The sequence below is a fragment of the Halomonas sp. HP20-15 genome, from assembly GCF_033446685.1.
Taxonomy (GTDB): Bacteria; Pseudomonadota; Gammaproteobacteria; order Pseudomonadales; family Halomonadaceae; genus Modicisalibacter.
Map to the genome: position 1 here is coordinate 114,380 of NZ_JAWQLY010000002.1, position 12,871 is coordinate 127,250.

Genomic DNA, 12,871 nt, shown 5'->3' on the forward strand with positions numbered 1-12,871 from the left:
CCGTTGCCGACGGCCGCACGCATCCCACCAGGCTTTAATGGGGCTTTAACGTCAGGGCTTAACGCATAGGCGCGCTGCATGTTTACCATCGATGACTTGGCCGACCGCCTCGGCGGATATCTCCCGCAGGACGAGATCCAGCAGGTCAAGCGCGCCTTTTACTACGCCGAGCAGGCCCACGACGGCCAGCGCCGGCGCTCCGGCGAGCCCTACGTCACCCATCCGCTCGCCGTCTCCAACATCCTCGCCAACATGCACATGGACCATCAGAGCCTGATGGCCGCCATGCTGCACGACGTGATCGAGGATACCGGCGTCACCAAGGAGGCGCTGGCCAAGCAGTTCGGAGAGCCGGTCGCCGAACTGGTCGACGGCGTCTCGAAGCTGACCCAGATCACCTTCGAGGACAAGGCGGTCGCCCAGGCGGAGAACTTCCAGAAGATGGTCCTGGCGATGTCCCAGGACATCCGGGTGATCATCGTCAAGCTCGCCGACCGGCTGCACAACATGCGCACGCTGGGCGCGCTGCGTCCCGACAAGAAGCGCCGCATCGCCCGCGAGACGCTCGAGATCTACGCCCGCATCGCCGGTCGACTGGGCATCAACACCATCCGCATCGAGCTCGAGGATCTATCGTTCCAGGCGATCTACCCGATGCGCGCCGAGCGCATCAAGCGCGCCGTATCGATGGCCCGCGGCAACCGCCGGACGATGATCCGCCAGGTCCAGACCAGCCTGCAGAACTGTCTCGACGACGACGAGCTGCCGGGCACCGTGATCGGTCGCCAGAAGCACCTCTTGTCGATCTATCGCAAGATGCGCGACCAGCGCAAGCCGTTCGCCGAGATCATGGACGTGTTCGGCTTTCGCATCATTACCGACGACGTCGACACCTGCTATCGCATCCTCGGCGCGGTGCACAACCTCTACAAGCCGGTGCCGGGGCGCTTCAAGGATTACATCGCGATCCCCAAGGCCAACGGCTACCAGAGCCTGCACACCACGCTGTTCGGCGCCAACGGCATGCCCATCGAGGTGCAGATCCGCACCCGCGAGATGGAGGCGATGGCCAACAACGGCATCGCCGCGCACTGGCTGTACAAGGCCGGCCAGACCGACCGGCCGATCGCCGCCGGTAGTCATGCCCGGGCCCGCGAGTGGGTGCGCGGATTGCTCGAGATGCAGCGCCACGCCGGCAACTCGCTGGAGTTCATCGAGCACGTCAAGAACGACCTGTTCCCCGACGATATCTACGTGTTCACGCCCAAGGGCGACATCATGGAGCTGCCGCAGGGCGCCACCGCGGTCGATTTCGCCTACACCGTGCATACCGACATCGGCAACAGCTGCATCGCCTGTCGTATCGACCGCCATCTGGCGCCACTGTCGAGCCGCCTGGAAAGCGGCCAGACGCTGGAGATCATCACCGCCCCCGGCGCGCGGCCCAACCTCGCCTGGCTGTCGTTCGTGATCACCGCCAAGGCGCGCTCGGCGATCCGCCACGCGCTCAAGCACCAGCAGCGCACCGAGTCGATCCATCTCGGCCGGCGACTGCTCAACAAGGCGCTGGCCGACTTCGACACCAGCCTCGAGGAGTTGCCCGAGACGCGGCTGCCGGCGCTGCTCGCTGCCCTCGAGCTCAAGGCACCCGACGACCTGCTGGAGTCGATCGGCCTGGGTAAGCGCATGGCCTACGCCATCGCCCGCCAGTTGATCGAGCAGCCCATCGCCGACACCGACACCGTGGCCTCCACCAGCCAGGCCAGCCCGACCGGGCCGATGGTGATCAGCGGTACCGAAGGCATGGTGTTGAGCTTCGCGCGCTGCTGCCATCCGCTGCCCGGCGATTCGATCATCGGCCACCTGTCAGTCGGCAAGGGCATCGTCGTGCACCGCAACGTGTGTCGCAACGTGCGCGAACTGCGCAACGACCCCGACAAGCTGTTCGCGCTGGAGTGGGCGCAGGAAGTCAGCGGCGACTTCCCGGTCGCCCTGCGCATCGCCATGGAAACACGGCGCGGGCTGGTCGCCGAACTGGCCGGCCTGGTCACCGACGCCGACGCCAATATCGAGCGGGTGGGCATCGAGGAGCGCGACGCGCGCCTGTCGATCATCAACCTGACACTTTCGGTGCGCGACCGCGTGCACCTGGCACGCATCATCAAGCGGATCCGCAATCTGCCGCACGTCAGCCGCATCAACCGCATCTCCAACTGAAGCGTCTCGCCCGCCCCGCCGTCCGGCGACGGCAGGGCGGGCGGGCGTTGCGTTTTTTGGTTTGTTTTTGCAGGACTTGCCTGGCCCCGGCCATGCACAACGATAACTGAAGGAGTCTCGCCATGAGCAACAAGGCCGTCATCCAGACCGACAAGGCGCCCGCCGCCATCGGCCCCTACTCGCAGGCCATCAAGGCCGGCAACACCATCTATCTCTCGGGCCAGATCCCGCTCGATCCGCAGCGCATGGAGATCGTCGACGGCGATATCCAGGCCCAGGCCCGCCAGGTATTCAACAACCTCGCCGCGGTCTGCGAGGAAGCCGCCGGCTCGCTGCAGGACATCGTCAAGCTCAACCTCTATCTGGTCGAGCTGGACAACTTCGCACTGGTCAACGCGGTCATGGAGGAGTTCTTCGAGCCGCCCTACCCGGCGCGCGCGGCGGTCGGCGTCAAGGCGCTGCCCAAGGGCAGTCAGGTCGAGGCCGAGGCGATCATGGTGATCGGCGACTAACCTTCGCAGGCCGCCATCGGTACGCGTCATGCGACTGTTCTTTGCGCTGTGGCCCGAGCCGGCGCTGCGCGAGCGGCTCGCCGCAATCGCTGCGCGCTGGCGGCAAACCTGCGGCGGGCGGCCGATCGCCGCGGAGAAGCTGCACCTGACGCTGGCGTTTGTCGGCGACGTGGCACCGGCCCGGGCCGACGCCTTGGTCGCGGCGACAGGCGCGCTGACGATCGCCCCCGGGCGCTGGCGACTCACGCGCGCGGGCCACTTTCCGCGCGGCGGCATCGCCTGGCTGGGCAGCCGGGAAGCCAGCCCGGCGCTGGGCGGCCTGCACCAGCGACTCGCGGCGCTCGGCGAGCGCCACGGCGGACGCCCCGCGCGGGTCGAGCCTGGCTTCGTGCCCCACGTCACGCTACTGCGCAATGCCCAGCGGCCACCCCCGGAGTGGCCGCTCGCACAGGAACCGAGCGGCCTCGACTGGGACTACACGACGCTCGCCCTGGTTCACTCCACGCAGTCCGAAGGCCGGCATCGCTACGTCGAGCTGGCGCGCTCCGCGACGCCGCGGTGATGCCACCGCGTCTTGCTCACTGCCGGGGCTTCTGGTTAGCTGACGAAAAACGGCGCCGACGCGCCCTATGAAAAGCCACGGGAACCTCTGCATGCCTCGCCGCTTCGCCGCCTCGCTGCTACCTCGCGCCGCGCTCGCCGGGTGCCTCACGCTGCTCGCCGCCTCGGCCCAGGCCGATTCTTCCCTCGCCACCGCGCTGGACCGATCAGGCATCGCCAGCGGCGCGGCTGACGCTGGACCGGCAGTACAGCCTGGCGCAGTGGCACCCGAACGTGTCGCTGCGCCTGGCCGGCGGCGTGTTGCTGCTGCCCTCGCTGGGCGACGACGACAACGCGGCGCTGCTGGCGGCGCCGGCGCTGCGCTATCAATGGTTTCCGGCCGCTTCTCGCCCGTTCGTCGAGTTCGGCATCGGTGCGGCGCTGTTCCTCGACACCGAACTCGACGAGCGTAGCGTCTCGACCTCGTTTCAGTTCGAGGACCGGCTCGCCGCCGGCATGGCGCTAGGCCGCGGCGAAATGAGCCTGAGCCTGACCCACTACTCGAACGCCGGCATCAAACGCCCCAACGATGGCCTCAACGTCGCGGCGCTGGGCTATCGGCTGGAGCTCTGAGGACACTGGATCTGCTTCCGGCGCGCCCTGGGGTTCAGGCCTTCTCGGGGCGGGTCGCCGCGCTGGCCGCCAGCAACTCGGCGTAGCCTTCGCGGAAGGTCGGGTAGCGGAAACGGTAGCCCGTCTCGCACAGCCGGGTATTGTTGCAGCGCTTGCTCGAGCGGCGCTTGAGCGGCGACTGCATGGTCTCGCTGGACTCGACCTTGAGCCGCTGCGCCAGCCAGGCGGTGACCTCGTGCAGCGGCACCGGCTCGCAGTCGCTGGCCAGATACAGCGTATCGATCTCGCGTTCGGCCAGCGTCATCTCGATCAGGTGAGCGAGCACGCCGGCACAATCGTCGCGATGGATGCGGTTGGTGTACATCGGCGGGATCGAGGCGCCCATGCGGCCCTCGCGTACCTGCTGGATCAACCGGTCGCGGCCGGGCCCGTAGATGCCCGAGAAGCGCACCACGGTGCCCGGCAGCGAATGCGCCTGCAGCGCCTGTTCGGCGGCCAGCATCAGTTGTCCGGAGAAGCCGCGCGGCTCGGTCGCCGAGTGCTCGTCGACCTGTTCGCCGTCCTGCTGGGCATAGACCCCTGTCGAGGAAACGAAGAACACCCGCTTGGGCGCCGCGTCGCGCCGGCCGAATTCGTCGAGCACCGCCTTGAGGCCATCGAGGTAGGCCGCCCGATAGGCCGCTTCATCGAAATGGTCGGCGCTGGCCACATAAACGATAATGTCGGCATCGGGCAGTTGCGGAAACGCCGCCGGGTCGTTGAGATCGAGCGCCAGTGGCTCGATCGGCGTATCGTCGAGGGATTGCGGATGGCGACGCACGCCGATCACGCGATGGCCGGCTTCCACCAGCCGCAGGCCCAGCGTCGTTCCGATGTCGCCGCAGCCCAGAATAAGACTCGTATTCTTCACCTTTACCCAGCTCCTTGGTAAAACGAAGTCATTCATCGATGCAATAGGATAAGCCCTCTCGGGCCCACTCATGACTCTAACAGAACTTCGCTATATCGTAACCTTGGCGCAGGAGCGCCACTTCGGGCGTGCCGCCGAGCGCTGCTTCGTCTCGCAGCCCACGCTGTCGGTCGCCGTGAAGAAACTCGAGGAGGAGCTGGGCGTGGCGCTGTTCGAGCGCTCCAAGTCCACCGTCCAGGTCACCCCGCTGGGCGAGAAGGTGATCGGCCAGGCCCAGCGCGTGCTCGAACAGGCCAGCGTGATCCGCGAGCTGGCCAACGAGGGCAAGGATCAGCTGACCAGCCCGTTGCGCATCGGCGCGATCTACACCATCGGCCCCTACCTGTTCCCCCATCTGATCCCCGAGCTGTCGCGCAGCGCGCCGCAGATGCCGCTGTACATCGAGGAGAGCTTCACCGCCGAGCTGCGTCGCAAGCTGCGCAGCGGCGAGCTCGACGCGATCATCGTCGCGCTGCCGTTCACCGAGGCCGACGTGGTCACGCGTCCGCTCTACGAGGAGCCGTTCGAGGTGCTGATGCCCAGCGACCACCCCTGGACGCGCAAGGCGACCATCGACAAGGAGAACCTGCTCGACGAGCGCCTGCTGCTGCTCGGTGAAGGCCACTGCTTCCGCGATCAGATCCTCGAGGCCTGTCCGGCGATCGGCACCCACCTCAACAGCCCGAGCAACACGCTGACCGCCGAGGGCGGCTCGCTGGAGACGATCCGCCACATGGTCGCCTCCAAGCTTGGCATCACCGTGCTGCCCCGCTCGGCGATCGGCACCAATCACTACGAGTCCGGATTGCTCGAGAGCCGGCCCTTCACGCCCACCGCACCCAGCCGTACCGTGGCGATCGCCTGGCGAGCCAGTTTTCCGCGGCCCAAGGCGATCGATGCGCTGATCGCGGCGATCGACGTCTGCCAGCAGCGTCATGTCGAACCCGAGCCTGCATGAGCGAGCTCGACCAACCGGTCAGCGCGCTCGACGGAGTCGGCGAAGCGCTCTCCGCCAAGTTGGCGCGGTTGCGCATCGACACGGTCAGCGACCTGCTGTTCCACCTGCCGCTGCGCTATCAGGATCGCACGCGAATCACCCCGATCGGCACCCTGCGGGCCGGCATGGAGGGCGTGGTCGAAGGTGAGGTGGCCGCCGCCGACGTGGTCAAGGGCCGCCGACGCAGCCTGCTGGTGCGCCTCAAGGACGGCTCGGGCATCATCAGCCTGCGCTTTTTCCACTTCTCGCCGGCCCAGCAGCAGCAGTTCGCCCCCGGCGTGCACGTGCGCTGTTTCGGCGAGGCGCGCGCCGGCGCCACCGGGCTCGAGATCTATCATCCCGAGTATCGCCTGCTGAAGTCCGGCGAGACCCCGGTCGAGGATCATCTGACGCCGATCTACCCGACCACCGAGGGCCTGACCCAGCCACGCCTGCGCGGGCTGATCGGCCAGGCGATGCGGCGTCTCGACGGCGCGCCGCAGGCGCTGCCCGACGGCATTCCCGAGCCGCTGCGCGAACGCTTCCGGCTGCCCGAGCTGCAGGCCTGCCTGCACTACCTGCACGAGCCGCCGCCGGATGCCGACCTGGAGCGCCTCGCCGCCGGCACCCATCCCACTCAGCGCCGGCTGGCCCTGGAAGAGCTGCTCGCCCACCAGCTCAGCCTGCGCCAGGTGCGCCTGCGCATCCAGGCCGACGGCGCACCCAAGCTACCCACCGGGCGCAGCCTGCAGACGCGCTTCGTCGCCCAGTTGCCGTTTTCGCTGACCGGCGCCCAGCGCCGGGTGCTCGACGAGATCGCCCGCGACCTGGAAACCGCCCAGCCCATGCTGCGCCTGGTGCAGGGCGACGTCGGCTCGGGCAAGACGGTGGTCGCAGCGATGGCCGCCCTGGCCGCCATCGCCGGCGGCTGTCAGGCGGCGGTCATGGCGCCCACCGAGATCCTCGCCGAGCAGCACTTTCGCAACTTCCGCGACTGGTTCACGCCGCTGGGCATCGACGTCGCCTGGCTGGCCGGCAAGCTCAAGGGCAAGGCGCGCCTGGACACCAAGGCGGCGATCGCCGACGGCCGGGCGCAGGTGGTGGTGGGCACCCATGCGCTGTTCCAGGACGACGTGCACTTCCAGCGCCTGGGCCTGGCGATCGTCGACGAGCAGCACCGCTTCGGCGTCCACCAGCGCCTTGCACTGCGCCAGAAGGGCGAGGCCGGCGGGCTGACCCCGCATCAGCTGATCATGACCGCCACGCCGATTCCGCGCACCCTGGCGATGAGCGCCTACGCCGATCTCGACCTGTCGGTGATCGACGAGCTGCCGCCCGGCCGCACCCCGGTGCAGACCGTGGCGGTGCCCGACGAGCGCCGCCCCGAGGTCGTCGAACGCATTCGCCGGGCCTGCGAGGCCGGCCGCCAGGCCTATTGGGTGTGCACGCTGATCGAGGAGTCCGAGGCGCTGCAGTGCCAGGCCGCCGAGGCGACCCGCGACGCGCTGACCGAGGCGTTGCCGGAACTCGCCGTCGGCCTGGTCCACGGACGCATGAAGGTCGCCGAGAAGGCCGCGGTGATGGATGCCTTCAAGAGCGGCGAGCTCGACCTGCTGGTAGCCACCACGGTGATCGAGGTCGGCGTCGACGTGCCCAACGCCAGCCTGATGATCATCGAGAATCCCGAGCGCCTGGGCCTGTCGCAGCTCCACCAGTTGCGCGGGCGGGTCGGACGCGGCGGTACCGAGAGCTTCTGCGTGCTGCTCTACCGGCCGCCGCTGTCGGCGCACTCCCGCGAGCGGCTGGGGGTGATGCGCGAAACCTCGGACGGCTTTCGCATCGCCGAGAAGGATCTCGAGCTGCGCGGTCCCGGCGAGGTGTTGGGTACCCGCCAGACCGGCCTGGCGCAGATGAAGATCGCCGACCTGGAACGCGACCGCGACCTGCTGGAACGCGTCAGTCCCCTGGCGCGGGCGCTGCTCGAGGAAGCGCCGGATGCCAGCGAGCCGCTGATCCGTCGTTGGCTGGGCGAGGAAGCCGGGCGCTACGGTCAGGTTTGAGAGACTAAGAAAGGCCCGACTCAGCCCTCCTGGGCCGCCAACCGCGCCGCTGCGTCGCGCAGCGCAACCAACTGGCGGCTGATCAACGCCAGCTGCGTCTGCAACAGCCGGCGCTCCTCGCTGGTCTCCTCCATGGCCTGGGCCTGCAGCGCCAGGCCGCGCGCCTCGGCCGCTTCCAGCGCCGGCATGGTACCGCGTTCGCGCAGCCGCCCGGCGATCGCTTCGAGATCGTCGCCGATCGCCTCGGCGGCCTGGCGCAGCGTGGCGTCGTCGGCCAGCGCGCGGGTCTCGCCGCGGTGCGCGCCCAAGGCCGATAGATAGCTGAGCAGGGTGTGGGAGTGGCCGAGGAAACGGAAGCCGACCTCGGCGTCCTTGCGGAAATGTCCGGGTTCAAGGCGCACGTTGGCGAGCAGCGTGGACAGCGCGGCGTCGGCATTGTGAGCGTTGCGCCGCGCCAGCCGGTAGTCGAGATCGTCGCGCTTGCCGCCGATGTACTGGCCGATGATCTCGCGCATGTAGCGCACGCTCGCGGTGAGCGTCTCGGCGCCCTGACGATGCAGGCGCCGGCCCTGCCAGTCGGGCAGGATCAGCATCACCGCCAGGCCGGCGATCAGCGCGCCGACCAGGGTGTCGAACAGCCGCGGCCAGATCAGCCCGAAGCCGTCGCCCACCTGGTTGAAGCAGCACAGCACCAGCAGCGTGATCGCGGCCGTCGCCACGATGTAGTGCCGCGCGCGATTGGCGAAGAACACCACCCCCGCGACCACCGCGATCGACAGCTGGACCAGCTGGCTGGGAAACAGCGTGATCAGCGCCCAGCCGGCGAGCAGCCCGACCACCGTGCCGACGATGCGCTGCCACAGGAAGCGTCGCGTCGCGCCGAAATTGGGCCGGCACACGAATAGGCTGGTGAGCAGGATCCAGTAGCCCTGGGTGGGATGCACCAAGTGCAGCACGCCGTAGCCGACCACCAGCGTCGCCGACAGCCGCAGGGCGTGGCGGAAGATCGGCGAGGCCGGGGTGAGATGCGACTGGATGCGATCGCGCACGTCGCGCAGCCCGCTCGGCGAACGGTCGTACAGGCTGCTGTCGGGATGCTCGGAGCTGGCATCGGGGTTCTGCGCCCCGCCCAGTTGATGCTCGAGGGTGGTCAGGTTGTCGGCCAGCGCATCCAGCGAGCGCAGCAGTCCGCGCCACTCGGGGCGCCGCTGGGCATGGAGGTACGCCAGCGAGGCGCTCAGGTCGCGCAGCGCCTGCTCGCTCTGGCCATGATCGAACGGCCGGCGCATCAACAGCGCCCGGGCCAGCGACCGGCAGGCGCGCCCCTGCTGGTCGAGCAGCCGCTGACAGCGGAACAGCACGTCGTGATGGAAGAACGCCTCGGCCAGCTCGCCGTAGGGATAGTGCGAGGAGCTGGCGCGCTCGTGGATGTCCTGGGCGATGAAATACAGCCGCAGGTAACGGTTGAGCTTGTGGGCGCTGCGCTGGCCCTCCAGGCGCCGGAAGATCATCTCCTTGGCCTGGTTCAGGGCGTTGACCACCCGACCGTTCTGCTGGGCCAGCGCCAGCCGGCGGGCCTCGATGTCGAGCCCGCGCAGCGGCTCGAACAGCAGCGCCTTGAGGCGCAGGTATTCGCCCAGCTCGCGAAACAGCAGGGCCATGCTCAGCTTGAGCGGCTGACGCGAGAACAGCGCGCACCAGACCACCGAGATCGCGCCGTACCAGGCCGCGCCGGCCACCAGCAGCAGCGGTTCGCGCCACAGCTCGCCGAGCGCCACGCTGCCGTGGCGCTCGATGGCGATCATGGTATAGATCGCCAGGATCAGCGTGGCGTAGGTGATGGTGCCGTAGCGCTGGCCCACCGCGCCGAGCATGGTCATGCCGAACGTCGACAACGCCAGGCCCACGGCGAACGCCCAGGGGTAGTCGAACAGCACTTCCACCGACAGCGCGGCGATGCTGAAGCAGGCGAGGATCGCGCCCAGCGCCTTGAGCCGGCCCTGCCAGCTGTCGTCGGTCTCGGCCAGGGCGCTGGCGATGATGCCCAGGAACAGCGGAATCAGCTTGGCCATGTCGTCGAGCTGCCAGCAGACCAGCAGCGCCCCGGCCAGCGCGATGAACACCCGCAGGCTGTAGGCGAAGGTATCCAGGGACCATAGGCGTCTGAGCGGCTGATCGAGCAGGCGGGGCAACATAGGCGGCGGATCGTGTCCTGGATGGCAGGGCTGGCTTCGCCAGGCTACGACTTTAGTATAACACCAACCACCATTCGGGCGTGCGGGCAATCGCCCGGTCAGCGCAGATGGCCAAGCAGCTTCTGCAGGCGTTGCAGATCACGGGAGTCGCCGACCAGCCGGACCCGGCCGTCGATCATGCCGTCGAGAAAGGCGCGCTGCGTGGGTCTCTTGAGGATCGCCAGGGCGCTGTCGGCGTCGCGAAAGCGCAGTTCCAGATCGAGATCCACCGGCAGCCCGGGCGCGCTGTCGATAGCCTCGGCGCTCATTCGATAGTGTCGGGCGATGCTGAGATCCTCGGTAGCGATGCCCCAGTCGAGCCGGCCCTTGTCGCGCAGCAGGTCGCGAAAACGCCCCTGGCGGCGACGCGCGCGCTTGAGCATCCAGCCGAGTAGCCACAGCAGCATTCGCAGCTTCATGAAGCATCCAGAGGTTGGCGATGGGGGAGAAAGCGTGCCGGCTGCCTGGCAGCCGGCCTGCCGGAGGAACCCGGGACACCGGTTCCTCCGGAACACACCGTCTACTTGGAGACGGCGTCCTTGAGGGCCTTGCCGGCCTTGAAGGCGACGGTCTTGCTGGCCGGGATGGTCAGCGACTCGCCGGTCTGCGGGTTCTTGCCGGTACGGGCCGCCCGCTCGCGCACGGTGAAGGAGCCGAAGCCGATCAGTGACACGTCCTGGCCCTTGGCCACGGTACCGGTGATCTCGTCGAGGATGACGTTGAGTACCTGACTGGCCTTGTCTTTGGAAAGATCGGCACGCTCGGCGATCGCCGCAGCGAGTTCTGGCTTGCGCATAAAGCCCTCCTGATTTGGCTGGTAAGACAGCGGTCGCTACCGCCGCTTGTTGTTTTTCATGTCGTGGGTGTGTGCGATGTATCCGCGGCCGACAGGCCGGCGGGCGATATGACGCCCCTAGATTAGCAATGCCGGTGCGGCCCGCGCCAGTTCGACTTTCCGCCGCACGCAGGCGCCTGTCAACGCAAAGCCCATTAAACGCTCGTTTTCGTCCTCGGCGAGGGCGGTCAAATCGATGCCTTCGCCCTCGATCCGCCAGCGCGCGGGGGTTGTGTGCGGAGGCAACGCGACCACCGGGCAGCAGGGGGTCTTGACGATCACCGGCCACGGCCCGTAGCGCACCGCGCTCGGGGTGCCGGCCAGCGTCGCCGCCAGCGCCTTGACGCTGGCCTGCAGCGGCTGCACGTACATCGCGTTGATCCCCTCGACGCAGGCCACGTCGCCCAGCGCATAGACGCCCGGCGCCGAGGTGCGCAGCCGACGATCGGTATGAATGCCCGCCGCGCTGGTCTCGAGCCCGGCCGCGTGCGCCAGTTCGCGGCGCGGCGCCAGGCCGGTGGCGACCAGCACCAGATCGGCGTCCAGGCCGTGGCCGTTGTCGAGGGCCAGGCGCAGGTCGCCGCCGTCGTGCTCGAGCGCGGTCACGCTGCGCCCGAGATGCAACTCTATGCCGGCGGCGGCCAGTTCTCCGGCCAGCGCCTGGCCCAGCGGCTCGGGCAGCAGTCGCGCCAGCGGCGCGCTTTCCGGCGCGACGAGCGCCACCGCGTGGCCGCCGGCAGCCAGATCGTTGGCGTACTCGCAGCCCACCAGACCCGCGCCGACGATGGCGACCCGCGCCGGCCGCCCGAGCCCGGCCAGCGCGGCATGGAAGGCGCGGTAGTCGTCGAGGTCGTTGATCGTGAAGACCCGCCGGTGCCTGAGCGCCGCATCGATCGCGAACGGCGGCTGCGGCGCGGCACCGGTGGCGATCACCAGTTCGTCATAGGCCAGGCGCTCAGCACCGATCAGCACTTCGCGCGCAGCCGGATCGAGCGCCTCGACGCGGGTATGGGTGCGCACCACCAGCTTCAGTTCGTCGGCCACGTCCAGCGCCGAGCGCGTGGCCAGCGCATCCGGCGCCAGGCCCTTGGCGAAGCCGGTGGAGAGCAACGGCTTGGCATACTCGTCGCCGCTGTCGGCGGTGATCAGGGTGATCGGCCGGTCGGGCTGGCGCGCGCGCAACTGGCGGGCCAGGCCCAGCCCGGCCATGCCGCTACCGAGGATGGTCAGGGGTGCATTCATGCGCAGTCGTCCAGCGTTCACCAGGCCGTGGAATGGGCCGCCCATGATACACTAGCGCGCCCAATCTGACCCGGGACCCGGCCCGAAACCACAGGAGAGAACGCCGTGCACGAGGCCCTGCCCAGCCATGCCGCGTCGACACGCTGGCCCCACTGGCGCCCCGCGGCGGCCTGGCGCACGGCGATGAGCCCGGCCTGGTGGCGATGGCTGGCGAGCCGCGATTCGTTGACCCGGCGGCTGGTCGAGGCCGGCGCAGGCGACTTCCGGGTGCGTCTGTTGGCGCAGCACGTCGCGCGTGTCCGTCCCGACGAAGCGCTGGCGCTGGGCATCGCGCCCAGCCAGCGCGTATGGTGCCGCGAGGTCGCGCTGTGCGTCGGCGGCCGGCCCTGGGTCGTCGCCCGCTCGGTGGCGACACTCGCCAGCCTGCGCGGCCAGCGCCTCGGCCAGCTCGGCGAGCGCTCGCTGGGCAGTTGGCTGTTTCGCCAGCCGGGGCTCGTCCGCGGGCCGATCGAGATCATCCGCCAGCCGCCGCCCCTGCACGGTGAAGCGGGCCCCTGGGGGCGGCGCTCGCTGCTGCGCCATGGACGTTTCGCGGTGCTGGTGCAGGAATTCTTCCTGACGCGCATGGCGGATGAACTGGAACTGCCCTTAGACTGAGCGGCGATCGTCACCG

12 protein-coding genes are annotated in these 12,871 nt (G+C 68.8%); 7 read left to right on the plus strand and 5 right to left on the minus strand.

The window, feature by feature from the left end:
* The first annotated feature begins 78 nt into the window (after positions 1-78).
* The 4 genes from spoT (at position 79) to R6258_RS02895 (ending at position 3,902) form a co-directional block, all read left to right on the plus strand.
* Positions 79-2,217, plus strand: a complete 2,139-nt coding sequence (gene spoT, locus R6258_RS02880) for a bifunctional GTP diphosphokinase/guanosine-3',5'-bis pyrophosphate 3'-pyrophosphohydrolase (protein ID WP_318447151.1) — start codon at positions 79-81, stop codon at positions 2,215-2,217.
* 122 nt (positions 2,218-2,339) lie between these two features.
* A complete protein-coding gene (locus tag R6258_RS02885) occupies positions 2,340-2,729 on the plus strand; it encodes a RidA family protein (RefSeq protein ID WP_318447153.1) in 390 nt (129 codons plus the stop codon).
* 28 nt (positions 2,730-2,757) lie between these two features.
* Positions 2,758-3,291: an RNA 2',3'-cyclic phosphodiesterase gene (gene thpR / locus R6258_RS02890; RefSeq protein WP_318447155.1), complete on the plus strand. Its 534-nt coding sequence runs from the start codon at positions 2,758-2,760 to the stop codon at positions 3,289-3,291.
* Positions 3,292-3,563: 272 nt separating this feature from the next.
* A complete protein-coding gene (locus tag R6258_RS02895; RefSeq protein WP_412176350.1) occupies positions 3,564-3,902 on the plus strand; it encodes an acyloxyacyl hydrolase in 339 nt (112 codons plus the stop codon).
* A 34-nt stretch (positions 3,903-3,936) separates the two neighbouring features.
* Here R6258_RS02895 and R6258_RS02900 read toward each other — a convergent pair whose 3' ends face one another.
* Positions 3,937-4,812, minus strand: a complete 876-nt coding sequence (locus tag R6258_RS02900) for an SDR family oxidoreductase (RefSeq protein WP_318447158.1) — start codon at positions 4,810-4,812, stop codon at positions 3,937-3,939.
* A 70-nt stretch (positions 4,813-4,882) separates the two neighbouring features.
* Between R6258_RS02900 and R6258_RS02905 the strand changes: the two genes are divergently transcribed.
* Together R6258_RS02905 and recG are read left to right on the plus strand one after the other, a co-directional pair.
* Positions 4,883-5,809 (plus strand): hydrogen peroxide-inducible genes activator, encoded by a 927-nt coding sequence (locus R6258_RS02905; RefSeq protein WP_318447160.1) that lies wholly within the window; start codon positions 4,883-4,885, stop codon positions 5,807-5,809.
* Positions 5,806-7,887 carry an ATP-dependent DNA helicase RecG gene (gene recG, locus R6258_RS02910; protein WP_318447163.1) on the plus strand — a complete coding sequence of 694 codons (2,082 nt, stop codon included), beginning with the start codon at positions 5,806-5,808 and terminating at the stop codon, positions 7,885-7,887. The genes R6258_RS02905 and recG overlap by 4 nt, the downstream gene beginning before the upstream one ends.
* A gap of 20 nt (positions 7,888-7,907) precedes the next feature.
* On the opposite strand, the gene yccS is transcribed toward recG, so the two are convergent.
* The 4 genes from yccS to R6258_RS02930 form a co-directional block, all read right to left on the minus strand.
* Complete coding sequence (gene yccS / locus R6258_RS02915) at positions 7,908-10,082, minus strand: YccS family putative transporter (protein WP_318447168.1); 2,175 nt, start codon at positions 10,080-10,082, stop codon at positions 7,908-7,910.
* A gap of 98 nt (positions 10,083-10,180) precedes the next feature.
* Complete coding sequence (locus tag R6258_RS02920) at positions 10,181-10,540, minus strand: hypothetical protein (RefSeq protein ID WP_318447170.1); 360 nt, start codon at positions 10,538-10,540, stop codon at positions 10,181-10,183.
* Between the two features lie 101 nt (positions 10,541-10,641).
* A complete protein-coding gene (locus R6258_RS02925; RefSeq protein ID WP_031385014.1) occupies positions 10,642-10,917 on the minus strand; it encodes an HU family DNA-binding protein in 276 nt (91 codons plus the stop codon).
* 117 nt (positions 10,918-11,034) lie between these two features.
* Positions 11,035-12,198: an FAD-dependent oxidoreductase gene (locus tag R6258_RS02930; protein WP_318447175.1), complete on the minus strand. Its 1,164-nt coding sequence runs from the start codon at positions 12,196-12,198 to the stop codon at positions 11,035-11,037.
* A gap of 105 nt (positions 12,199-12,303) precedes the next feature.
* On the opposite strand from R6258_RS02930, the gene R6258_RS02935 reads away from it, so the two are divergent.
* Positions 12,304-12,855: a chorismate--pyruvate lyase family protein gene (locus R6258_RS02935; protein WP_318447178.1), complete on the plus strand. Its 552-nt coding sequence runs from the start codon at positions 12,304-12,306 to the stop codon at positions 12,853-12,855.
* The last annotated feature ends 16 nt before the right edge of the window (positions 12,856-12,871 follow it).

What these genes read in the sequence shown, in the direction of transcription:
- R6258_RS02885 (WP_318447153.1), top strand. Translation starts at nt 2,340, where the DNA reads ATGAGCAACAAGGCCGTCATCCAGACCGACAAGGCGCCCGCCGCCATC.
- spoT (WP_318447151.1), top strand. Translation starts at nt 79, where the DNA reads ATGTTTACCATCGATGACTTGGCCGACCGCCTCGGCGGATATCTCCCG.
- yccS (WP_318447168.1), bottom strand. Translation starts at nt 10,082, where the DNA reads ATGTTGCCCCGCCTGCTCGATCAGCCGCTCAGACGCCTATGGTCCCTG.
- R6258_RS02925 (WP_031385014.1), bottom strand. Translation starts at nt 10,917, where the DNA reads ATGCGCAAGCCAGAACTCGCTGCGGCGATCGCCGAGCGTGCCGATCTT.
- recG (WP_318447163.1), top strand. Translation starts at nt 5,806, where the DNA reads ATGAGCGAGCTCGACCAACCGGTCAGCGCGCTCGACGGAGTCGGCGAA.
- thpR (WP_318447155.1), top strand. Translation starts at nt 2,758, where the DNA reads ATGCGACTGTTCTTTGCGCTGTGGCCCGAGCCGGCGCTGCGCGAGCGG.
- R6258_RS02930 (WP_318447175.1), bottom strand. Translation starts at nt 12,198, where the DNA reads ATGAATGCACCCCTGACCATCCTCGGTAGCGGCATGGCCGGGCTGGGC.
- R6258_RS02920 (WP_318447170.1), bottom strand. Translation starts at nt 10,540, where the DNA reads ATGAAGCTGCGAATGCTGCTGTGGCTACTCGGCTGGATGCTCAAGCGC.
- R6258_RS02905 (WP_318447160.1), top strand. Translation starts at nt 4,883, where the DNA reads ATGACTCTAACAGAACTTCGCTATATCGTAACCTTGGCGCAGGAGCGC.